The following is a 19368-nucleotide window of genomic DNA, read 5'->3' as shown; positions in this document are numbered from 1 at the left end:
ATCATTTTTATTAAAGGTAAATCTTAAACTCTACGTCTTTTCGGAGGACGACAGCCGTTATGCGGAAGCGGAGTTACGTCAATAATTTCTGTAACCTCAATACCTGCACCATGAATCGTTCTGATAGCAGACTCGCGTCCGTTACCCGGACCTTTAACATATGCTTTTACCTTTCTCAGGCCAAGATCAAATGCAATTTTAGCACAATCCTGGGCAGCCATCTGAGCTGCATAAGGAGTATTCTTTTTAGAACCTCTAAATCCCATCTTTCCTGCAGACGACCAAGAGATAATCTGCCCTTCACTATTTGCAAGAGAAACAATAATATTGTTGAAAGATGAATGAACATGCAATTGTCCATTAGCATCTACCTTAACATTTCTCTTCTTAGCTGCGACTGTTTTTTTTGCCATATCAACAATTATTATTTAGTAGCTTTTTTCTTATTTGCAACGGTTTTCTTTCTACCCTTACGAGTACGTGCATTGTTTTTAGTGCTCTGACCTCTTACAGGCAGACCAATACGGTGACGTACACCACGGTAGCAACCAATATCCATTAATCGCTTAATGTTCAATTGTACTTCAGAACGAAGATCACCTTCAACTTTATACTCTGCACCGATGATCTCACGAATCTTTGCAGCCTGATCATCTGTCCAGTCTTTCACCTTCAGATCTTTGTCTACACCAGCTTTATCTAAAATTTTTGCTGAACTACTACGACCTATTCCATATACATAGGTCAACGCAATCTCACCTCTCTTATTTTGAGGTAAATCTACACCAACTATTCTTATAGCCATATACTAAATTATTTTTTTTGCAAAAATAATAAATTATCCTTGACGTTGTTTATACTTAGGATTTTTCTTGTTAATAACATACAAACGGCCATTACGTCTAACGATCTTACATTCTGGCGTACGTTTCTTTAATGATGCTCTTACTTTCATATCTTATTTTATTTATATCTAAATACAATTCTTCCTTTCGATAAGTCGTAAGGAGACATTTCGACTCTTACTTTATCACCCGGCAAGATCTTAATGTAATGCATTCTCATCTTACCGGAAATATGAGCAGTAATCTCATGCCCGTTTTCTAATTCAACACGAAACATTGCATTAGACAATGCTTCAACTATAACTCCATCTTGTTCTATTGCAGATTGCTTTGCCATATATTATATCGCTTTATCTCCTAAAACTTCTTCTATGAATTTAAATGATGACAGAATATCAGCCCCGCCTGCACCTACCGCAATGGTATGCTCAAAGTGTGCGGCACATTTCCGATCTCTTGTTCTCACTGTCCATCCGTCACGTTCCATAATCACTTGTCGGTCACCTTGCGTAATCATCGGCTCAATTGCAATACAAAGACCTTTTTTCAAAAGTGTTCCATATCCCCTTTTACCATAATTTGGAACTTGAGGATCTTCGTGCATGTCTTTACCAATCCCGTGACCGACAAACTCACGCACTACACCATAAGAATGGGATTCACAATAGTGCTGGATAGCATATCCGATATCACCGATTCTCTTCCCTTGTACAGCATTCTGAATACCAATATACAACGCCTCTTTAGTCACCTTCAACAATTGACGAACTTCTTCGTCCACCTCACCAACACAAAAGGTATAAGCCGAATCACCACAGAAACCATTCATGTATGTCCCACAATCCACCGAAACAATATCACCGTCTTTCAACACGATATCTCCCGGAATTCCATGCACAACCTCTTCATTAACCGATGTGCATAATGAAGCTGGAAACGGATCTCCATATTGATTAGGAAAGCCTTTAAAAGTAGGGACAGCACCATGATCTCTGATAAACTCTTCCGCTACCTTATCCAGTTCTTTTGTGGTAACTCCCGGTTTCACTAATTTGGCAACTTCAGCCAGCGTTCTCCCAACAAGCAAGTTACTCTGACGGAGCAGCTCTATTTCATCTTCTGTTTTAAGAAATATCATTTCTACTCAAAGAATTAATATGCAGCTACACTACTACCAGTGCGTCCTTTGATACGACCTGACTTCAACAAGCCATCATAATGTCTCATCAACAAATGACTTTCAACCTGTTGCAGCGTATCTAAAACAACACCTACAAGAATTAACAGAGACGTACCACCGAAGAATTGAGCAAACTCAGCCTTCACACCAAAGATGCCGGCAAATGCGGGCATAATAGCAATGAAAGCCAAAAAGAAAGAACCCGGCAAAGTAATACGTGACATGATGTCATCGATATACTCAGCAGTTTTCTTACCTGGCTTAATTCCCGGAATGAAACCATTATTTCTCTTCATATCCTCGGCCATTTGAGTCGGGTTAATGGTTATCGCAGTATAGAAATACGTAAATAAGATAATCATTACTGCAAAAACAAAATTATACCAGAAACTCGTATGGTCAGTAAATGCATGTACAAAACCACTTACATTGTTCGTGTTAGAAAAGCCAATGAAAGTGATCGGAATAAACATGATTGCCTGAGCAAAAATGATAGGCATCACACCAGCAGCATTCACTTTTAAAGGAATGTACTGTCTTGCACCACCGTACTGTTTATTACCGACAATTCTTTTTGCATACTGTACAGGAATTTTTCTTGTGCCTTGTACTAAAAGAATTGCTCCTGCAATTACTATCAGCAGGAATACTATTTCAAATAAGAACATGATTAAACCACCAGTCTTATCAGTCATACGGGAAATCAACTCCTGGAACAATGACTGCGGAAGACGAGCAATAATACCAATCAAGATGATAAATGAAATACCATTACCAATACCTTTATCCGTGATTCTTTCACCAAGCCACAGGATAAACATACTTCCAGCTGCCAAAATAATGGTAGAAGTAACCATGAAAAGAGTCCAATCTAATGAAGCATTTAAGGAAGGTCCAGCCTGCATTTTAAGATTGAGCAAATAAGAAGGGGCCTGAACCAATAAAATAGCAATCGTCAAATAACGAGTATATTGATTCATCTTTCTTCTGCCACTTTCTCCTTCTCGCTGAAGTTTCTGGAAATACGGCACAGCGATTCCCAACAACTGAATAACGATTGATGCAGAGATATAAGGCATAATTCCTAATGCGAAAATAGACGCATTAGAAAATGCTCCTCCTGAGAACATGTTTAATAAGGCTAAAAGGCCCTCGCTTGTTTGTTGGTGCAATTGTGTCAGCATACCCGGGTTGATTCCAGGCAGCACAACGTACGAACCGAAACGGTAAATCGCCACAAACAATATGGTAATGAGGATCCGTTGTCTCAGATCCTCAATTTTCCATATATTCTTTAATGTTTCAATAGCTTTTCTCATTGAATCAGAGTTTTACTACATTTCCACCAGCAGCCTCAATAGCAGCAACAGCACTCTTAGAGAATGCATGAGCTTCTACACTCAGCTTAGCAGTCAAAGTTCCGTTACCCAATACTTTTACCAACTGGCTTGAAGAAATGAATCCAGCTTCAATAAAGTCATTAACTCCTATTTTTTCCAACTTCTTAGCTTCAGCCAATTTCTGGATTGTTTCTAAGTTAATAGCTTTATATTCCACTCTATTAATGTTCTTAAAACCAAATTTAGGTACTCGACGTTGAAGAGGCATCTGACCACCTTCAAAACCGATTTTTTTAGAGTATCCAGATCTTGATTTAGCACCTTTATGACCTCTTGTAGAAGTTCCTCCTAAGCCAGAACCCGGACCACGTCCGATTCTTTTTCTTGTTTTAGTAGAGCCTTCTGCAGGTTTTAAATTACTTAAGTTCATATTGTAATTCGTTTTATATTCAACAAATAATTACTTAACAATGGCAACCAAGTGTTTAACCTTATCTACCATTCCAAGAATTGAAGGAGTGCTTTCGTGTTCAACCACACGGTTCAATTTGCGAAGTCCCAGTGCATCAAGAGTTCTTTTCTGATCAGCTGGAGCACCAATTCTACTTTTAACTTGTTTGATCTTTATAATTGACATATCTCCCTCCTTATCCTCTAAATACTTTTTCAACACTAATTCCTCTGTTTTGAGCAATCATTCTTGCATCACGCATTTCGCCCAAAGCCATGATAGTAGCCTTCACGAGGTTATGCGGATTTGAAGAACCTTTTGATTTAGCCAAAACGTCAGTTACACCAACACTTTCCAATACAGCACGCATAGCACCACCGGCTACAACGCCAGTACCATGAGAAGCAGGTTTGATGAATACCTCAGCACCACCAAACTTAGCTGTCTGTTCGTGAGGAACAGTACCTTTCAGTACAGGTACTCTTGTCAGGTTTTTCTTAGCCGACTCAACACCTTTAGCGATAGCTGCTGTTACTTCACCAGCTTTACCAAGTCCCCAACCGATAATACCTTCTTCGTTACCTACAACTACAATTGCAGAGAAACTAAAAGTTCTACCACCTTTGGTTACTTTAGTAACACGATTAATAGCAACTAATCTGTCTTTCAGTTCTATATCGTTAGTAATCTTAACTCTATTATTAACTCCTGCCATAATGATTAAAATTTAAGTCCACCGTTACGAGCAGCATCAGCTACTTCTTTTACTCTCCCATGATACAAGTAACCATTACGGTCGAAAACAACAGTCGTAATACCTGCTTCCTGAGCCTTTTTTGCAATCATCTCACCTACTTTAGCAGCAACTTCTTTCTTAGGCAACTTCTCAGTCATACCCAGTGAAGAGGCAGCAGCCAATGTCTTACCTGACAAATCGTCGATAATCTGGACATAGATTTGCTTGTTACTTCTAAATACACTCATACGCGGACGTGCAGCAGTACCTGACACTTTATTGCGTACTCTATATTTGATCTTAATTCGTCTTTCTATTTTTGTTGTCATAATAATACAAATTTACGTAAATTACTTAGCACCGGCTGATTTACCAGACTTTCTGCGAATTACCTCGCCAACAAACTTAATACCTTTACCTTTATACGGTTCGGGCTTACGGAAAGAACGTATCTTAGAGCAAACTTGACCAAGCAATTGTTTGTCACAAGACTCTAAAAGAATAAGAGGATTCTTATTTCTTTCTGACTTTGTCTCTACTTTGACTTCAGGAGGCAACTGTATAAAGATATTGTGTGTATATCCTAATGCTAATTCAATGATATTTCCTTGATTAGAAGCACGATAGCCAACACCAACAAGCTCCAATTCTTTCTTATATCCTTCAGAGACACCAACAACCATGTTGTGTACTAATGAACGATACAAACCGTGAAATGCATGTTTCTGCTTGGGATTATCCAGCATTGCATTTTCGTTTTCAGTTAAAGTGATGTGTCCATCTTCAATAGCAATATTGATAGCCGGGTTCACATACTGGCTAAGTTCACCTTTGGGTCCTTTAACAGTAACCACTTCACCGTTCAGAGTAACTGTTACTCCAGCGGGAATACTAATGGGTAATTTTCCTATTCTTGACATTGCTTTTTCCTCCTATTAATATACATAACACAATACTTCACCACCGATCTTGAGTTCAGCAGCTTCTTTGTTTGTCATTACACCTTTGGAAGTAGATATTATAGCAATACCCAAACCATTAATAACACGCGGCATATCTTTGTAACCAGTATACTGACGCATACCCGGAGAAGATATTCTTTCAAGTTTTTTGATTGCGTTAACTTTGTTAACCGAATCATACTTCAAGGCAACTTTAATTGTTCCTTGAGGACCGTCTTCTACAAACTTATAATTAAGAATGTAGCCTTTTTCAAAAAGAATCTTAGTGATTTCTTTTTTCAAATTTGAAGCAGGAACTTCTACAACTCTGTGCTTTGCATTAATTGCGTTCCTTAACCTCGTCAAATAATCTGCTATTGGATCAGTCATATAAAAAATAATTAAATTAATCAGGACTACCCTGACAATATTTAAACAATATATTTACCAGCTTGCTTTCTTTACACCTGGGATCAGCCCATTAGATGCCATTTCACGGAACTGGATTCTTGAAACACCGAACTGACGGATATATCCTTTAGGACGACCAGTCAATTTACAGCGATTGTGCATACGAATCGGATTAGAATTCTTAGGAAGCTCCTGTAATTTCTGTGCAGCTTCGAAAGCTTCAGCAGGATCTCCGGTTCTCACAATCTGCTTCAAGGCAGCTCTCTTTTCGGCATATTTGGCTACTAATTTAGCACGCTTTACTTCGCGTGCTTTCATTGATTCCTTTGCCATAATTTATCAGTCTTTTTTAGCGTTTTTAAACGGTAAACCGAATTCTTTCAATAAGGCATAACCTTCTTCATCTGTTTGCGCAGAGGTTACAAAGGTAATATTCATTCCGAGAATTCTGGTAATACTATCGATATTAATTTCAGGGAAAATGATTTGTTCCTGAATACCAAGGGTATAGTTACCCTTACCATCGAACTTAGTTTCAATACCTTTGAAGTCACGGATACGCGGCAGAGCCACGCGAACCAATTTTTCCAGGAATTCGTACATTCTTTCACGACGCAGAGTCACCATAACTCCGATCGGCATTTTCTTACGCAACTTAAAGTTAGCGATATCTTTACGCGAAATAGTAGCTACGGCCTTCTGACCGGTGATAGCTGTCATTTCGTTGATTGCCACTTCGATAATCTTCTTGTCAGCAACAGCCATACCCAAACCCTGATTGATAACAATCTTCTTAAGTACGGGTACCTGCATTGTAGAAGAATACTGGAATTGTGACTTTAATGCAGGAGCAATGCGCTCTGCATATTCTTTCTTAAGGCTTGCAGTATTACTCATTACTTAATCTCCTCTCCTGATTTTTTAGAATAACGCACTAAAGTTCCTTCAGAACTTACTTTTCTACCAACACGCGTTGCTTTACCAGTTTTTGGATCAACCGGATTCAAGTTTGAAATGTGGATAGGAGCTTCCTGCTTAACTATACCACCCTGCGGGTTCTTTGCATTCGGTTTTGTGCTTTTAGATACCATGTTGATACCTTCAACTATTGCACGTCCTTCTTTAACAAGAACCTTCAATACACGACCAGTTTTACCTTTGTCTTCACCAGCATTTACGTAAACTGTATCGCCTTTTTTAATATGTAATTTACTCATTACTTAAATCTTTTACAAAATTAAAGTACCTCAGGCGCAAGTGACACAACTTTCATGTTTGTAGCACGAAGTTCTCTTGCTACAGGACCGAAAATACGACTACCTCTAATTTCACCTGCATTATTCAACAACACGCAAGCATTATCATCAAAACGTATATAAGAACCATCGGGACGACGGATTTCTTTCTTAGTACGTACGATCAAAGCTTTTGACACTGCACCCTTTTTAACATCACTTGAAGGGATGACGCTCTTTACAGAAACGACAATAACATCCCCCACTGAAGCGTAGCGACGACCTGTTCCGCCCAATACACGGATACACAGGGCTTCTTTAGCTCCACTGTTGTCACATACTGTAAGTCTGGATTCTACTTGTATCATAATTACTTAGCTCTTTCAATTATTTCTACTAATCTCCATCTTTTAGTCTTGCTCAAAGGACGAGTTTCCATGATGCGTACAGTATCACCTACATTGCATTCATTCTTTTCATCGTGAGCATGGTACTTCTTCGTTTTGCTAACGAACTTACCATATATAGGGTGTTTTTCCTTGAACTTAGCAGCAACTGTAACGGTTTTATCCATTTTATTGCTCAGCACAACCCCTGTTCTTTCTTTTCTTAAATTTCTTGCTTCCATCAAGCTGATCATTTATTGTTAAGTTCTCTTTGGCGTAACTCTGTTCTCATACGCGCAATCGTCCTGCGTAATTGTTTGATCTGCGCAGGATTTTCCAAAGGAGAAATAGAATGATTGATAACCATTTGGTTGTAATTAACCACTTCTGCTTCTACTCTTTCTACCAAATCATTGGTAGACATTTCTTTAATTTCTGCAATTTTCATAAACCTTACGCATTTTGATTTTGAATATCATAATCACGTCTCACGACAAACTTCGTAGTAATCGGAAGTTTCTGAGCTGCCAAACGCAATGCTTCTTTCGCGATCTCGTAAGATACTCCTTCAGCTTCAATAATAATTCTACCTGGTGTAACCGGAGCCACGAATCCTTCGGGGCTACCCTTACCTTTACCCATACGTACATCAGCAGGTTTTCTAGTAATCGGTTTATCCGGGAAAATACGAATCCAAATCTGTCCCTGACGTTGCATATATCTTGTCACTGCAATACGAGCAGCTTCAATCTGTCGGCCTGTGATCCATTTAGTTTCTAAAGCCTTAATACCAAAAGAACCAAAAGCGAGCTGGTTGCCTCTTTGTGCATTACCTTTAGCGCGACCTTTTTGTTGTCTTCTGAATTTTGTCTTTTTCGGTTGTAACATAGTTTCCTAAAATTCAAATTCGTTTAGCGATTATTTTTCTTTCTTTTGAAGTTCTTTCCGCCGCCGTTGTTTCCACCATTGTTTCCACGACCACTTTCTTTGCTTTGTGTAAAGTTCGGAGCCAATTCTCTCTTACCAAAAACTTCACCTCTACAAATCCAAACTTTAATACCGAGAAGACCTACTTTTGTCAATGCTTCAGCATGGCAATAGTCGATATCTGCTCTGAAAGTGTGTAACGGAGTTCTTCCTTCCTTATACATTTCAGAACGGGCCATTTCAGCTCCATTCAAACGTCCTGAAATCTGAATTTTGATACCTTCAGCACCCATACGCATAGTATTTGCGATAGCCATCTTAATGGCGCGGCGATAGGCAATTTTACCTTCTACCTGACGAGCGATGTTATTAGCAACAATCACAGCATCCAGTTCCGGTCTTTTCACTTCAAAGATATTGATTTGAATATCTTTGTCGGTAACCTTCTTCAACTCTTCTTTTAACTTATCAACTTCCTGGCCACCTTTACCGATAATAATACCCGGACGAGCAGTGCAAACAGTAATAGTAACGAGCTTCAGCGTACGTTCAATTACGATTCTTGATACACTTGCTTTCGCAAGTCTTGCATTAAGATATTTACGGATCTTGCTATCTTCCAGCAAAGAGTCACCGTAATCATTTCCACCATACCAGTTAGAATCCCATCCTCTGATAATTCCTAAACGGTTGCTTATTGGATTAACTTTTTGTCCCATCTACCTTAATTTTGATCTTCGTTATTACTTTTAGAACCAACGAACAATGTTACGTGATTTGAACGTTTGCGAATTCTGTATCCTCTTCCCTGCGGAGCCGGTCTCATTCTTTTGAGTGTAGCACCACCATCAACAAAAATCTTCGTTACGAATAATTCGCCACTTTCAGCTTTACGTTCGTTTTTCTGCTCCCAGTTAGCAATTGCAGAGCGCAATAATTTTTCCACTCTTGCAGCTGCTTCTTTTGAAGAAAACTTCAAAACGCCAAGTGCTCTGTTCACTTCCATCCCACGAATCATGTCAGCCACGAGACGCATTTTGCGAGGAGAAGTAGGAACATTTTGCAATTTAGCAAAATACATGGTTTTAAGGGCTTCTTTTCTCTTTTCAGCCGATATTTTTTTTCTTGCTCCCATTATATTTATTACTTTATTATTTCAGATAAATCCTGTTATTTTTTCTTGTTACCAGCGTGTCCTCTGAATGTACGAGTTGGAGCGAATTCACCCAACTTGTGACCTACCATATTTTCGGTAACATATACAGGAATAAATTTATTTCCGTTGTGAACTGCAACTGTATGGCCTACAAAATCAGGCGAAATCATTGAAGCTCTGGACCAAGTCTTAACGACAACTTTCTTGCCTGATTCATTCATAGCAAGCACTTTCTTTTCGAGTTTTACGTTAATATATGGACCTTTTTTTAATGAACGACTCATAGTTTACTCAATTAATCAGATTACTTTTTTCTTCTCTCAATAATGTACTTAGACGATTGTTTCTTCGGAGCTCTAGTCTTAAGTCCCTTAGCATACAATCCCTTACGAGATCTTGGGTGACCTCCGGAAGCACGTCCTTCACCACCACCCATCGGGTGATCAACCGGGTTCATAACAACACCACGGTTACGAGGACGACGGCCTTGCCAACGAGAGCGTCCAGCCTTACCTGAGCTTTCCAATCCATGATCTGAGTTACCAACGCTACCGATAGTAGCTTTACAAGTGCTAAGTATTTGTCTTACTTCACCTGAAGGCAATTTAATTACACAGTATTTACCTTCTCTTGAAGTCAGCTGAGCGAAGTTTCCTGCTGATCTAACCAGAGCAGCACCCTGACCCGGACGCAATTCAATATTGTGAATTACTGTACCGACCGGGATATTCTGAAGCGGAAGTGCATTACCAATCTCAGGCGCCGCATTCTCTCCGGACATCAAAGTCGCACCAACTTGCAATCCATTGGGAGCAATAATATATCTTTTTTCACCATCAGCATAAAACAACAAAGCGATACGAGCCGAACGGTTCGGATCGTATTCGATCGTTTTTACAACTGCCGGAACACCGTCTTTATTTCTTTTGAAATCGACAATTCTGATCACTTTTCTATGGCCACCACCCATGTAGCGCATTGTCATCTTACCTTCGCTGTTACGACCGCCAGATGATTTTTTACCATATACAAGCGACTTTTCTGGTACTGATGCAGTAATTTCCTCGAAAGTACCAATAATCTTATGTCTTTGCCCCGGTGTAGTGGGCTTAAATTTACGTACTGCCATTTTTATTAAATATTGCTATAAAAATCAATAGTATCTCCTTCTTTCAATGTCACGATTGCTTTTTTGTAAGCATTCGTACGACCATTGATGATACCTGCTTTTGTATAACGGCTCTTATTTTTGCCAGCATACTTCACAGTATTTACATCAACTACCGTAACATTATAAAGGGCTTCAACTTCACTCTTAATTTCCAATTTATTAGCTTCAGGACGCACGATAAAGCCGAAACGATTCAGCTTATCAGTTATCGCAGTCATTTTCTCTGTCACCAACGGTTTAATAATAATTCCCATTATTTAAGCCTCCTTTTTAGATTAAGATATTGTCAATAGCCTTCAAAGAGCTTTCGGTAAGCACAACAACCCCAGCATTCAATACTCTGTAAGTATTTAATCCTGAGATAGTCTGAACGTTAGCACCTTCGATGTTACGAGCTGACAAATATACATTTTTATTTGCTTCTGGTAAAACTACAAGCAGTTTTTTGTCAGAAACTTTAAGATTTTTTGTCATTTCAACGAAAACCTTAGTCTTTGGAGCCTCAAAGTTGAAGTCTTCCACCACTACGATTGCGTTGTCTTGAGCTTTATACGACAAAGCTGACTTACGAGCTAATGTCTTAACTTTTTTATTCAGTTTGAAGTAGTAGTCTCTCGGTTTCGGACCAAATACACGTCCACCACCTACGAGCACCGGTGAATTCATGTCACCACGACGAGCACCGCCACCACCTTTCTGACGACCGATTTTACGAGTAGATCCGCTGATTTCGCTTCTCTCTTTTGACTTGTGAGTACCCTGACGCTGGTTAGCCATAAATTGCTTTACGTCCAGATAGATAGCGTGGTCATTGGGCTCAATTCCGAAGATAGATTCGTTTAACGTAACCTTTCTTCCAGTGTCTTCACCTTTAATGTTATATACGTTAACTTCCATTATTTTTCAATTAATACGATTGAACCTTTGCAACCCGGTACAGAACCCTTGATCAAAAGAAGATTGTGTTCCGCGATTACTTTTAATACCTGTAAGTTTTGAACAGTAACTCTGTCGCCACCCATTTGTCCGCCCATGCGCATTCCTTTGAATACTTTTGCAGGATACGAACATGCACCGATAGAACCCGGTTTACGGGCACGGTTGTGCTGACCGTGAGTAGATTGACCTACACCACCAAAGCCATGTCTTTTAACTACACCCTGGAAGCCTTTACCTTTAGAAGTACCAACAACGTCTACATAGTCTGCGCCGTCGAACAGTTCTACTGTAACAGTATCACCCAGATTTAACTCGTTTTCAAATTCCTTGAACTCGGCCAAGTGTCTCTTCGGTGTTACTCCAGCCTTTTTAAAGTGACCCATCAACGGTTTAGTTGTATGTTTTTCCTTTTTGTCCTGGAAACCCAACTGAACGGCTGCATAGCCATCTTTTTCTACGGTCTTTACCTGAGTAACAACACAAGGACCTGCTTCGATAACAGTGCATGGTACATTCTTACCATCGGCACTGAAAACGGATGTCATTCCGATTTTTTTTCCTAATAATCCTGGCATTTCACTAATTTTTAAATACTACACTTTAATTTCTACTTCTACACCACTCGGTAACTCCAACTTCATCAGAGCATCTACAGTCTTAGCTGTTGAGCTATAGATATCGATCAGTCTCTTAAATGAAGAAAGTTCGAACTGTTCTCTTGATTTCTTGTTAACGAAAGTAGAGCGGTTCACTGTAAAGATACGCTTGTGCGTCGGAAGGGGAATCGGTCCGCTAACAATAGCACCGGTAGCCTTCACTGTTCTAACGATCTTCTCAGCTGATTTGTCAACCAAGTTGTGGTCGTAAGATTTCAGTTTAATTCTAATTTTCTGACTCATTAGTTTTTTAATTAATAAATTTATAAATAAGATAAAGCGGCAGGCTAAGAGTCATTCGCTAGCCTGCTGCTCAAGATATTTTAGAGTAAATCAGCACGTCCTTTTACTTCTTCCAATACTGCCTTAGCAATAGAGTTAGAAACCTGAGCGTGGTGAGAGTAAACCATTGATGAAGTTGCACGACCAGAAGTGATGGTACGCAACGCAGTTACATAACCGAACATTTCAGCCAACGGAACCATTGCTTTCACGATACGGGCTCCTGAACGGCTTGACTCCATACCTTCAACTTGGCCACGGCGTTTGTTCAAGTCACCGATAACATCACCCATGTTTTCTTCCGGAGTAACGACTTCCAGTTTCATGATAGGTTCCATCAATACAGGACCTGCCTTAGCACAAGCATTCTTATATGCCTGGATAGCACAGATTTCGAAAGACAACTGGTCAGAGTCAACCGGGTGGAATGAACCATCGACCAAAGTCACTTTCAATGAATCCAGCGGATAGCCGGCCAATACACCATTCTTCATCGCAGTCTGGAAACCTTTCTGAACTGAAGGAATGAATTCCTTAGGAATGTTACCACCCTTCACTTCATCAACGAATTGCAGGCCACCTTGAGTAAAGTCTTCATCAACCGGGCCGATGTTCACAATAATATCAGCGAACTTACCACGACCACCAGACTGTTTCTTATAGACCTCACGCAAATTAACTGTCTTCGTGATAGCTTCTTTGTAGTTAACCTGAGGTTTACCCTGGTTACATTCCACTTTAAACTCACGTTTCAGACGGTCGATGATGATATCCAAGTGAAGCTCACCCATACCGGAAATAACTGTCTGACCTGTTTGTTCGTCAGTTTTCACTGTAAATGTCGGGTCTTCTTCAGCCAATTTAGCCAAACCGTTAGACAGCTTATCCATATCTTTCTGAGTCTTAGGCTCAACTGCGATACCGATTACCGGTTCCGGGAAGTCCATTGATTCAAGAACGATCGGAGCTGTTTCGTCGCACAGCGTATCACCAGTGTGAATATCTTTGAAACCTACACCGGCACCAATATCACCTGCACCGATAACTTCTACCGGGTTCTGCTTGTTTGAGTGCATCTGGAACAGACGAGAAACACGTTCCTTCTTACCTGAACGAGAGTTGTAGATATAAGAACCTGCTTCAATCTTACCAGAGTATACACGGAAGAAAGTCAGACGACCAACATACGGGTCAGTAGCGATCTTAAACGCCAAAGCAGAAGTTTTGTCATCTTCGCTTGGTTTACGATCTTCTTCAGCACCGGTATCAGGGTTTGTACCGATTACATTCTCAGTATCCAACGGAGAAGGCAAGAAAGCACAAACGTAGTCAAGCAAAGTCTGAACACCCTTATTCTTGAATGAAGAGCCACACAACATCGGAACTACTGCCATCTGAACAGTTGCATTGCGAAGGGCTCTCAACACTTCTTCTTCTGTGATAGTAGAAGGATCGTCGAAATATTTCTCCATCAAAGCATCGTCAAATTCAGCAACTTTTTCAAGCATCTTATCTCTCCATTCGTTAGCTTCGTCAACGAGGTTAGCCGGGATCTCTTCCACAGTGTAGTCAGCACCCATTGTTTCATCATGCCAATAGATAGCTTTCATCTTGATCAGGTCAACCAATCCTTTGAAACTTTCTTCTGCACCGATAGGAATAACAACCGGACACGGATTTGCACCCAAAACAGCCTTCATCTGGCGAACTACTTCAAAGAAGTCGGCACCCGAACGGTCCATTTTGTTAACGTAAGCGATACGCGGTACGTTATATTTGTCAGCCTGACGCCACACAGTCTCCGACTGAGGTTCTACACCACCTACTGCACAGTAAGCAGCGACAGCACCATCAAGAATACGAAGTGAACGTTCTACTTCAGCAGTGAAGTCCACGTGTCCCGGAGTGTCAATCAAGTTGATTTTATAAGTATTACCAGCATACTTCCAACGAGTAGTTGTAGCAGCAGAAGTGATAGTGATACCACGTTCCTGCTCCTGCTCCATCCAGTCCATTGTTGCGGCACCGTCGTGTACCTCACCGATTTTGTGAGTTAAACCGGTGTAGAACAGGATACGTTCAGAAGTTGTTGTCTTTCCGGCATCAATGTGAGCCATGATACCGATATTACGAGTCAAATGTAAATCATTCTTTGCCATTTTCTTTTTCCTTTACTTTAAGTTTTTAATCAAATAGGTATTTCTTATAGTAATTAGAATCTGAAATGAGCAAATGCACGGTTAGCTTCAGCCATTCTGTGCATATCTTCTTTACGTTTGAAAGCACCGCCTTGTTCATTGAATGCATCCATGATTTCAGCAGCCAATTTATCAGCCATAGATTTACCACCTCTCTTACGAGCAAACAGAATCAAGTTCTTCATTGAGATTGATTCTTTACGGTCCGGACGGATTTCAGTAGGAACCTGGAAAGTTGCACCACCCACACGGCGTGATTTTACTTCTACTTGAGGAGTTACGTTATCCAACGCTTTTTTCCAGATTTCAAGAGCTGATTTTTCTTCGTTAGGAAGTTTTGTTTTTACTGTTTCCAGTGCGGCGTAAAAGATTTCATAAGAAGTATTCTTCTTTCCGTCATACATCAGATGGTTTACAAATTTAGAAACCTTCTGGTCATTGAACACGGGATCCGGAAGGATTACGCGTTTTTTTGGTTTTGCTTTTCTCATTTGTTTGAAAAATAATGTTTTTGTTTTTGGTTGTCTATTTCTTGACGTCTTCAACTCCCCCTCTGGGGAATTTACTCAACCTTTTTATAGCTTATTCCAACAAACTAAAACGAAAGTTATTACTTTTAATTTAAAAAATCAAATTCGGAATCACTCCGGATTATTTCTTCTTAGCCGGTGCTGCTTGTCCCGGTTTCGGACGTTTAGCTCCATATTTAGAACGTCTCTGAGTACGTCCGGCTACACCTGCTGTATCGAGTGTACCTCGAACGATGTGGTAACGTACACCCGGAAGGTCTTTTACACGACCACCGCGAACCAGTACGATTGAGTGTTCCTGCAAGTTGTGTCCTTCTCCCGGAATGTAAGAGTTCACCTCTTTCTGGTTAGTCAAACGTACACGAGCTACTTTACGCATTGCAGAGTTCGGCTTCTTCGGAGTAGTTGTATATACTCTCACGCAAACGCCACGTCTTTGAGGACAAGAATCCAAGGCTGGAGATTTACTTTTCTCCACCAGCACTTCGCGTCCTTTTCTTACTAATTGCTGAATTGTAGGCATTTTAAATTGTTTTTTAATTTATATTATTGTTATATTAATTTCGTAACTATACATTTTGGGCTGCAAAAATACGAATAATATTTGAATAATCAATGCACTACATCTTTTTTTTAATTTTTAAGAGCTTATTTCCCGGAAATCATTTCAATGGAAAGAAATTTGGGTGTAGCCATCCGCTCGCCAAGGCTACACCTTTTCCACCGGATAGCTACACCCATTGCCTCGGATGGCTACACCCTTTCTGCTTTCTTCAGGCTTCTCCCTTTATATCCAATATAGGTGGAGTATCTTCTTCCTGCAACCGGATCGGACCAAACGCACGCTCGTATTTGGCTATATTTTCTTCAAGCGCCCGTTGTAAACGTTTGGCGTGTTCGGGAGCAAGGATAACACGCGACTGCACTCCCGCTTTGGGCAATCCGGGTAATACCCGTACAAAATCGAGCACAAATTCTGAACTTGAATGAGTGATAATGGCTAAATTAGCATATGTGCCCTGTGCCACTTCTTCTTTCAATTCTATTTGCAACTGATTATCGGGATTCTGATTTTCCATACTTTAATTATTATTGATTATTCTAAATTCTTCTGGCACAAATATACAGATAATGTTTTATAGTAAAGACAAATGCCTTACACTCTTTTCAACAGAATGCAAGGCATGCAATAACAGACCATTATTAACAACTCCCCCTCTTTCTTTATCCAATACCTGAAGCCAGATCAGGAACATCCGGATTGTTAAGAAAGGAAGAACAGACTTATATAGTTTTCAAACGATATCTGAATAATTTCTGGAACAGTTATAAATCATAAACGGCGAACAATAACCTCCGTACACTTTGATAGTGCTATCTTATTCATTGTTCACCGTTCATAAACCACCACCCATTATTAAGAGTTAGATGTCAACTTATCTTTCACCTCAGTAGCTTTATCAGCCACCTTTTCGGCCACTTTAGCACCTGTCTTCACGGCCTTCTCTTTTGCTTCAACGACTGCCAATTCGGCATCTGCCTCTATTTCATGAAGAGCATTGAACACATCATTTTTCAATTTCTTAGCTTTCGCTGTGCGCGAAAAATGATAAACCAGCGCACCGATGGCAGAACCGATTCCAAGTCCCACCAGGAATTTTGCATTTCCACTTCCCATAAACTATTAATTTTTATATAACCACAATAAACAATATCGTTCTATAATAAAGCTCGTTTTCCCTATCGGGAACGACTGAAAAAAGAGGCTATCCAAAGAAATAAAATGGCACCGACAACGGAAGTAATCAAACTACCGATGATTCCGGTTGCTGCCAGCCCGAGAAGGGCAAATACCCAGCCACCCAACACAGCACCTATAATCCCTAACAGGAGATTGACTAAGAGGCCGAAACCTCCTCCGCGCATTATCTTACCGGCAAAATAACCGGCAAGGATACCTATCAAAATGTACCAGATAAAATTCATAATGCTTGATTTATATTGTTTTGTTATAGGAACGCTATAGGCACTGAAATGTTCGGGAGTCAAAGAAGGAATTAACGACTATTGAGAAACCTGCCTAAGCAAGCAGTACAGACAGATCGGATTTTCGGGTAACAAATTGTGGCGCTTACTAAAAAGAGGTTATCTTTGCCGAAAAGATAATCTTAGGGTCTATGAAAAATATAATTTACAACATAAAAAAGCAGTCTGAGATGTCTGATGAAACAATAGATTTACTGACGAAACAGCTGACTCCGTGCCGATTCCCCAAAAGGTATCTGCTGATACGGGAGGGAGTCTATCACAAATACGCTTATTTCATAGAAAAAGGAATCACACGGTCGTACTGGCTGGTAGACGGAAAAGAGGTTACGACTTCTTTTTCGTGTGAAGGAGATATCGTGTTCAGCATGGATGAGTTATATTACGGTAAACCTAGTGAAGAGTTTGTGGAAACACTGGAAGATGTACTGCTCTATGCCATCCCCATCAAGACACTGACCGAACTGTACGAAACAAATATAGAATTGGCTAATTGGGGAAGAGTCATTCATCAGAATGGATACCGGGAACTCCATCGCAAACATAAAGAACGGCTGACATTGTCGGCCCGAGAGAGGTATGCAAAACTTAAAGAAAGGCTTCCCGATGTCTGCAGCCGGGTCAATCTGGGTTATATTGCCGCCTATCTGGGCATTACTCTGCCTACCCTGAGTAAAATAAGGGCGGAAGAGTGATTTTAATGTAGGGCAAATGCTGACAGCAAAATAGATTGTACATTTGCCGCTTAACACATTTAAATCAATTATATCATGGAATTAAAGAAAAGAGAGAATATAGGTTGGATTGACCTGCTGAGGGTGCTCGCCTGCTTCTTCGTTGTTTTTTCGCACTGCTGCGATGCGTTCATCGGGCAATTTGACGCCAATCGGGAGTCGTTTCTGACAGGAACATTTTTAGGTAGCTTGATGCGCCCATGTGTACCCATTTTTGTTATGATGACCGGTGTATTGCTATTTCCCGTACGAACCGACATGGGGACATTTTACAAGAAGAGGATCGGGAGACTGATTCCTCCGATAATCTTTTGGTCACTGGTCTTACCTGTACTGTATTTCGTATATCTGAACTACATCAACCCTGATACTCAAAATCCATTGATTTCCATGCCGGATCATAGTTTGGAGGCTTTGTGGATCAAACTGTATACATTTATCTTTAACTTCAATTTCGATACAGTTCCATTATGGTATCTCTATATGCTGATTGGCCTGTATTTGGTGATGCCTATTGTCAGTGGTTGGTTGGAAAAAGCGTCGAAAAAGGAACTGAAGCTATTCCTAAGCATTTGGGGCGTGAGTCTAATAGCACCTTACGTTAAAATGTTTGCTCCGATGCTGGGCTATCAAGGCAACTATGGCAATATGGGTTTATGGGGAATATGTGATTGGAATGATTACGGAACTTTCTATTATTTCTCAGGATTTATCGGCTATCTTTTACTGGCCTATTATCTTACGAGGTATCCACTAAAATGGAGTTGGAAGAAACTCTTGGGCGTCACCATTCCGATGTTTCTGGTAGGCTACCTGATTACCTCATACGGATATGTCATCACACAGAACCACTTCCCTGGTAATTATGCCTATCTGGAAATTGTATGGTACTTTGCAGGCATCAACGTGTTTATGATGACCTTCCCGGTATTTGTAATCGTGCAGAAAATAAAGGTTCCTTCAAACCGATGGTTATCCCATATGGCATCACTCACATTCGGCATTTACCTGAGCCACTACGTATTTGTATTTGTCGCCTACGACTTGTTGGATAAGGAACAGTTACCATATATCGTACGTATCATCAGTATGGCCTGTCTCGTATTCCTGACATGCTACGCTATCGTCTGGTTAATGTCGAAAAGTAAACTAACCGATCGTTTCATACGATAACATCCTATAAAAAAAGAGCAATCACCTTTAC

At 40.2% G+C, this 19368-nt stretch carries 35 protein-coding genes; 2 read left to right on the top strand and 33 right to left on the bottom strand.

The features are described from left to right. Window positions 1-23: 23 nt before the first annotated feature. The 33 genes from rpsK to JZY04_RS08540 form a co-directional block, all read right to left on the bottom strand. Window positions 24-413 carry a 30S ribosomal protein S11 gene (gene rpsK, locus JZY04_RS08700; RefSeq protein WP_004296327.1) on the bottom strand — a complete coding sequence of 130 codons (390 nt, stop codon included), beginning with the start codon at window positions 411-413 and terminating at the stop codon, window positions 24-26. Between the two features lie 11 nt (window positions 414-424). Beyond that, on the bottom strand, window positions 425-805 hold the full coding sequence (gene rpsM, locus JZY04_RS08695) for a 30S ribosomal protein S13 (RefSeq protein WP_002558050.1): 381 nt from the start codon (window positions 803-805) through the stop codon (window positions 425-427). 33 nt (window positions 806-838) lie between these two features. Beyond that, window positions 839-955: a type B 50S ribosomal protein L36 gene (gene ykgO / locus JZY04_RS08690; protein WP_002558051.1), complete on the bottom strand. Its 117-nt coding sequence runs from the start codon at window positions 953-955 to the stop codon at window positions 839-841. 8 nt (window positions 956-963) lie between these two features. Continuing rightward, a complete protein-coding gene (gene infA / locus JZY04_RS08685; protein ID WP_002558052.1) occupies window positions 964-1182 on the bottom strand; it encodes a translation initiation factor IF-1 in 219 nt (72 codons plus the stop codon). A gap of 3 nt (window positions 1183-1185) precedes the next feature. Beyond that, window positions 1186-1983: a type I methionyl aminopeptidase gene (gene map / locus JZY04_RS08680; RefSeq protein ID WP_122143400.1), complete on the bottom strand. Its 798-nt coding sequence runs from the start codon at window positions 1981-1983 to the stop codon at window positions 1186-1188. 14 nt (window positions 1984-1997) lie between these two features. Beyond that, window positions 1998-3344, bottom strand: a complete 1347-nt coding sequence (secY, locus tag JZY04_RS08675; protein ID WP_005782223.1) for a preprotein translocase subunit SecY — start codon at window positions 3342-3344, stop codon at window positions 1998-2000. A 4-nt stretch (window positions 3345-3348) separates the two neighbouring features. After that, window positions 3349-3795 (bottom strand): 50S ribosomal protein L15, encoded by a 447-nt coding sequence (gene rplO, locus JZY04_RS08670; protein ID WP_005782221.1) that lies wholly within the window; start codon window positions 3793-3795, stop codon window positions 3349-3351. A 30-nt stretch (window positions 3796-3825) separates the two neighbouring features. Continuing rightward, on the bottom strand, window positions 3826-4002 hold the full coding sequence (gene rpmD, locus JZY04_RS08665; protein ID WP_005782220.1) for a 50S ribosomal protein L30: 177 nt from the start codon (window positions 4000-4002) through the stop codon (window positions 3826-3828). Window positions 4003-4012: 10 nt separating this feature from the next. Then, on the bottom strand, window positions 4013-4531 hold the full coding sequence (gene rpsE, locus JZY04_RS08660; protein WP_005782218.1) for a 30S ribosomal protein S5: 519 nt from the start codon (window positions 4529-4531) through the stop codon (window positions 4013-4015). A gap of 5 nt (window positions 4532-4536) precedes the next feature. After that, window positions 4537-4881: a 50S ribosomal protein L18 gene (gene rplR / locus JZY04_RS08655; RefSeq protein ID WP_005782216.1), complete on the bottom strand. Its 345-nt coding sequence runs from the start codon at window positions 4879-4881 to the stop codon at window positions 4537-4539. Window positions 4882-4902: 21 nt separating this feature from the next. After that, window positions 4903-5472: a 50S ribosomal protein L6 gene (rplF, locus tag JZY04_RS08650; protein ID WP_005782214.1), complete on the bottom strand. Its 570-nt coding sequence runs from the start codon at window positions 5470-5472 to the stop codon at window positions 4903-4905. Between the two features lie 15 nt (window positions 5473-5487). Beyond that, window positions 5488-5883, bottom strand: a complete 396-nt coding sequence (gene rpsH, locus JZY04_RS08645) for a 30S ribosomal protein S8 (protein WP_005782213.1) — start codon at window positions 5881-5883, stop codon at window positions 5488-5490. A 54-nt stretch (window positions 5884-5937) separates the two neighbouring features. Beyond that, the gene (gene rpsN / locus JZY04_RS08640) at window positions 5938-6237 is read right to left on the bottom strand and encodes a 30S ribosomal protein S14 (RefSeq protein ID WP_005782211.1); all 300 of its coding nucleotides are present in this window, start codon (window positions 6235-6237) and stop codon (window positions 5938-5940) included. A 6-nt stretch (window positions 6238-6243) separates the two neighbouring features. After that, window positions 6244-6801 carry a 50S ribosomal protein L5 gene (rplE, locus tag JZY04_RS08635; protein ID WP_005782210.1) on the bottom strand — a complete coding sequence of 186 codons (558 nt, stop codon included), beginning with the start codon at window positions 6799-6801 and terminating at the stop codon, window positions 6244-6246. Then, window positions 6801-7121 (bottom strand): 50S ribosomal protein L24, encoded by a 321-nt coding sequence (gene rplX / locus JZY04_RS08630; protein ID WP_005791554.1) that lies wholly within the window; start codon window positions 7119-7121, stop codon window positions 6801-6803. The genes rplE and rplX overlap by 1 nt, the downstream gene beginning before the upstream one ends. Before the next feature lie 20 nt (window positions 7122-7141). Continuing rightward, complete coding sequence (gene rplN / locus JZY04_RS08625) at window positions 7142-7507, bottom strand: 50S ribosomal protein L14 (RefSeq protein WP_004296340.1); 366 nt, start codon at window positions 7505-7507, stop codon at window positions 7142-7144. Window positions 7508-7509: 2 nt separating this feature from the next. Further along, window positions 7510-7779: a 30S ribosomal protein S17 gene (gene rpsQ / locus JZY04_RS08620; RefSeq protein ID WP_005782206.1), complete on the bottom strand. Its 270-nt coding sequence runs from the start codon at window positions 7777-7779 to the stop codon at window positions 7510-7512. Beyond that, a complete protein-coding gene (gene rpmC / locus JZY04_RS08615; protein WP_005782204.1) occupies window positions 7776-7973 on the bottom strand; it encodes a 50S ribosomal protein L29 in 198 nt (65 codons plus the stop codon). Before rpmC ends, rpsQ begins: the two co-directional genes overlap by 4 nt. A 5-nt stretch (window positions 7974-7978) precedes the next feature. Beyond that, on the bottom strand, window positions 7979-8413 hold the full coding sequence (gene rplP, locus JZY04_RS08610; protein WP_005791549.1) for a 50S ribosomal protein L16: 435 nt from the start codon (window positions 8411-8413) through the stop codon (window positions 7979-7981). 23 nt (window positions 8414-8436) lie between these two features. Beyond that, a complete protein-coding gene (gene rpsC, locus JZY04_RS08605; protein WP_005782201.1) occupies window positions 8437-9171 on the bottom strand; it encodes a 30S ribosomal protein S3 in 735 nt (244 codons plus the stop codon). Window positions 9172-9176: 5 nt separating this feature from the next. Continuing rightward, window positions 9177-9587 carry a 50S ribosomal protein L22 gene (rplV, locus tag JZY04_RS08600; RefSeq protein WP_004291236.1) on the bottom strand — a complete coding sequence of 137 codons (411 nt, stop codon included), beginning with the start codon at window positions 9585-9587 and terminating at the stop codon, window positions 9177-9179. A gap of 35 nt (window positions 9588-9622) precedes the next feature. Beyond that, entirely contained in the window at window positions 9623-9892 is a 270-nt protein-coding gene (gene rpsS / locus JZY04_RS08595) for a 30S ribosomal protein S19 (RefSeq protein WP_005782197.1), read from the bottom strand. Between the two features lie 20 nt (window positions 9893-9912). Beyond that, window positions 9913-10737, bottom strand: a complete 825-nt coding sequence (gene rplB / locus JZY04_RS08590) for a 50S ribosomal protein L2 (protein ID WP_005782195.1) — start codon at window positions 10735-10737, stop codon at window positions 9913-9915. 5 nt (window positions 10738-10742) lie between these two features. Then, window positions 10743-11033 carry a 50S ribosomal protein L23 gene (rplW, locus tag JZY04_RS08585; protein WP_005782193.1) on the bottom strand — a complete coding sequence of 97 codons (291 nt, stop codon included), beginning with the start codon at window positions 11031-11033 and terminating at the stop codon, window positions 10743-10745. 16 nt (window positions 11034-11049) lie between these two features. Next, window positions 11050-11676 (bottom strand): 50S ribosomal protein L4, encoded by a 627-nt coding sequence (gene rplD, locus JZY04_RS08580; protein WP_005782191.1) that lies wholly within the window; start codon window positions 11674-11676, stop codon window positions 11050-11052. Then, window positions 11676-12293 carry a 50S ribosomal protein L3 gene (rplC, locus tag JZY04_RS08575; protein WP_005782189.1) on the bottom strand — a complete coding sequence of 206 codons (618 nt, stop codon included), beginning with the start codon at window positions 12291-12293 and terminating at the stop codon, window positions 11676-11678. The genes rplD and rplC overlap by 1 nt, the downstream gene beginning before the upstream one ends. Before the next feature lie 18 nt (window positions 12294-12311). Continuing rightward, window positions 12312-12617 (bottom strand): 30S ribosomal protein S10, encoded by a 306-nt coding sequence (gene rpsJ / locus JZY04_RS08570; protein WP_005782187.1) that lies wholly within the window; start codon window positions 12615-12617, stop codon window positions 12312-12314. Window positions 12618-12697: 80 nt separating this feature from the next. Continuing rightward, entirely contained in the window at window positions 12698-14815 is a 2118-nt protein-coding gene (gene fusA / locus JZY04_RS08565) for an elongation factor G (RefSeq protein WP_122143401.1), read from the bottom strand. Window positions 14816-14868: 53 nt separating this feature from the next. Beyond that, window positions 14869-15345 carry a 30S ribosomal protein S7 gene (gene rpsG, locus JZY04_RS08560; RefSeq protein WP_005782183.1) on the bottom strand — a complete coding sequence of 159 codons (477 nt, stop codon included), beginning with the start codon at window positions 15343-15345 and terminating at the stop codon, window positions 14869-14871. 160 nt (window positions 15346-15505) lie between these two features. Continuing rightward, the gene (gene rpsL, locus JZY04_RS08555) at window positions 15506-15907 is read right to left on the bottom strand and encodes a 30S ribosomal protein S12 (RefSeq protein ID WP_005675419.1); all 402 of its coding nucleotides are present in this window, start codon (window positions 15905-15907) and stop codon (window positions 15506-15508) included. A 250-nt stretch (window positions 15908-16157) separates the two neighbouring features. After that, complete coding sequence (locus JZY04_RS08550) at window positions 16158-16463, bottom strand: DUF3467 domain-containing protein (protein ID WP_005782180.1); 306 nt, start codon at window positions 16461-16463, stop codon at window positions 16158-16160. Between the two features lie 338 nt (window positions 16464-16801). After that, window positions 16802-17062: a YtxH domain-containing protein gene (locus JZY04_RS08545; protein ID WP_005782178.1), complete on the bottom strand. Its 261-nt coding sequence runs from the start codon at window positions 17060-17062 to the stop codon at window positions 16802-16804. Between the two features lie 62 nt (window positions 17063-17124). Continuing rightward, window positions 17125-17370, bottom strand: coding sequence for a GlsB/YeaQ/YmgE family stress response membrane protein (locus JZY04_RS08540; RefSeq protein ID WP_122143402.1), 246 nt, complete (start codon window positions 17368-17370; stop codon window positions 17125-17127). Between the two features lie 191 nt (window positions 17371-17561). Between JZY04_RS08540 and JZY04_RS08535 the strand changes: the two genes are divergently transcribed. Both JZY04_RS08535 and JZY04_RS08530 read left to right on the top strand, forming a co-directional pair. Continuing rightward, window positions 17562-18125, top strand: a complete 564-nt coding sequence (locus JZY04_RS08535; protein ID WP_181996502.1) for a Crp/Fnr family transcriptional regulator — start codon at window positions 17562-17564, stop codon at window positions 18123-18125. Window positions 18126-18200: 75 nt separating this feature from the next. Next, window positions 18201-19337, top strand: a complete 1137-nt coding sequence (locus JZY04_RS08530) for an acyltransferase (protein ID WP_044300965.1) — start codon at window positions 18201-18203, stop codon at window positions 19335-19337. The last annotated feature ends 31 nt before the right edge of the window (window positions 19338-19368 follow it).

The sequence above is a fragment of the Bacteroides sp. 11BF genome (assembly GCF_019633765.1).
Classification (GTDB): Bacteria; Bacteroidota; Bacteroidia; order Bacteroidales; family Bacteroidaceae; genus Bacteroides; species Bacteroides hominis.
Note: the sequence above shows the minus strand (reverse complement) of the source record. Positions and strands in the feature narration are given on the sequence as shown.

Coding starts and splice junctions, on each gene's coding strand:
- rpsK (WP_004296327.1), bottom strand. CDS start 413: ATGGCAAAAAAAACAGTCGCAGCTAAGAAGAGAAATGTTAAGGTAGAT.
- rpsM (WP_002558050.1), bottom strand. CDS start 805: ATGGCTATAAGAATAGTTGGTGTAGATTTACCTCAAAATAAGAGAGGT.
- ykgO (WP_002558051.1), bottom strand. CDS start 955: ATGAAAGTAAGAGCATCATTAAAGAAACGTACGCCAGAATGTAAGATC.
- infA (WP_002558052.1), bottom strand. CDS start 1,182: ATGGCAAAGCAATCTGCAATAGAACAAGATGGAGTTATAGTTGAAGCA.
- map (WP_122143400.1), bottom strand. CDS start 1,983: ATGATATTTCTTAAAACAGAAGATGAAATAGAGCTGCTCCGTCAGAGT.
- secY (WP_005782223.1), bottom strand. CDS start 3,344: ATGAGAAAAGCTATTGAAACATTAAAGAATATATGGAAAATTGAGGAT.
- rplO (WP_005782221.1), bottom strand. CDS start 3,795: ATGAACTTAAGTAATTTAAAACCTGCAGAAGGCTCTACTAAAACAAGA.
- rpmD (WP_005782220.1), bottom strand. CDS start 4,002: ATGTCAATTATAAAGATCAAACAAGTTAAAAGTAGAATTGGTGCTCCA.
- rpsE (WP_005782218.1), bottom strand. CDS start 4,531: ATGGCAGGAGTTAATAATAGAGTTAAGATTACTAACGATATAGAACTG.
- rplR (WP_005782216.1), bottom strand. CDS start 4,881: ATGACAACAAAAATAGAAAGACGAATTAAGATCAAATATAGAGTACGC.
- rplF (WP_005782214.1), bottom strand. CDS start 5,472: ATGTCAAGAATAGGAAAATTACCCATTAGTATTCCCGCTGGAGTAACA.
- rpsH (WP_005782213.1), bottom strand. CDS start 5,883: ATGACTGATCCAATAGCAGATTATTTGACGAGGTTAAGGAACGCAATT.
- rpsN (WP_005782211.1), bottom strand. CDS start 6,237: ATGGCAAAGGAATCAATGAAAGCACGCGAAGTAAAGCGTGCTAAATTA.
- rplE (WP_005782210.1), bottom strand. CDS start 6,801: ATGAGTAATACTGCAAGCCTTAAGAAAGAATATGCAGAGCGCATTGCT.
- rplX (WP_005791554.1), bottom strand. CDS start 7,121: ATGAGTAAATTACATATTAAAAAAGGCGATACAGTTTACGTAAATGCT.
- rplN (WP_004296340.1), bottom strand. CDS start 7,507: ATGATACAAGTAGAATCCAGACTTACAGTATGTGACAACAGTGGAGCT.
- rpsQ (WP_005782206.1), bottom strand. CDS start 7,779: ATGATCAGCTTGATGGAAGCAAGAAATTTAAGAAAAGAAAGAACAGGG.
- rpmC (WP_005782204.1), bottom strand. CDS start 7,973: ATGAAAATTGCAGAAATTAAAGAAATGTCTACCAATGATTTGGTAGAA.
- rplP (WP_005791549.1), bottom strand. CDS start 8,413: ATGTTACAACCGAAAAAGACAAAATTCAGAAGACAACAAAAAGGTCGC.
- rpsC (WP_005782201.1), bottom strand. CDS start 9,171: ATGGGACAAAAAGTTAATCCAATAAGCAACCGTTTAGGAATTATCAGA.
- rplV (WP_004291236.1), bottom strand. CDS start 9,587: ATGGGAGCAAGAAAAAAAATATCGGCTGAAAAGAGAAAAGAAGCCCTT.
- rpsS (WP_005782197.1), bottom strand. CDS start 9,892: ATGAGTCGTTCATTAAAAAAAGGTCCATATATTAACGTAAAACTCGAA.
- rplB (WP_005782195.1), bottom strand. CDS start 10,737: ATGGCAGTACGTAAATTTAAGCCCACTACACCGGGGCAAAGACATAAG.
- rplW (WP_005782193.1), bottom strand. CDS start 11,033: ATGGGAATTATTATTAAACCGTTGGTGACAGAGAAAATGACTGCGATA.
- rplD (WP_005782191.1), bottom strand. CDS start 11,676: ATGGAAGTTAACGTATATAACATTAAAGGTGAAGACACTGGAAGAAAG.
- rplC (WP_005782189.1), bottom strand. CDS start 12,293: ATGCCAGGATTATTAGGAAAAAAAATCGGAATGACATCCGTTTTCAGT.
- rpsJ (WP_005782187.1), bottom strand. CDS start 12,617: ATGAGTCAGAAAATTAGAATTAAACTGAAATCTTACGACCACAACTTG.
- fusA (WP_122143401.1), bottom strand. CDS start 14,815: ATGGCAAAGAATGATTTACATTTGACTCGTAATATCGGTATCATGGCT.
- rpsG (WP_005782183.1), bottom strand. CDS start 15,345: ATGAGAAAAGCAAAACCAAAAAAACGCGTAATCCTTCCGGATCCCGTG.
- rpsL (WP_005675419.1), bottom strand. CDS start 15,907: ATGCCTACAATTCAGCAATTAGTAAGAAAAGGACGCGAAGTGCTGGTG.
- JZY04_RS08550 (WP_005782180.1), bottom strand. CDS start 16,463: ATGGAAAATCAGAATCCCGATAATCAGTTGCAAATAGAATTGAAAGAA.
- JZY04_RS08545 (WP_005782178.1), bottom strand. CDS start 17,062: ATGGGAAGTGGAAATGCAAAATTCCTGGTGGGACTTGGAATCGGTTCT.
- JZY04_RS08540 (WP_122143402.1), bottom strand. CDS start 17,370: ATGAATTTTATCTGGTACATTTTGATAGGTATCCTTGCCGGTTATTTT.
- JZY04_RS08535 (WP_181996502.1), top strand. CDS start 17,562: ATGAAAAATATAATTTACAACATAAAAAAGCAGTCTGAGATGTCTGAT.
- JZY04_RS08530 (WP_044300965.1), top strand. CDS start 18,201: ATGGAATTAAAGAAAAGAGAGAATATAGGTTGGATTGACCTGCTGAGG.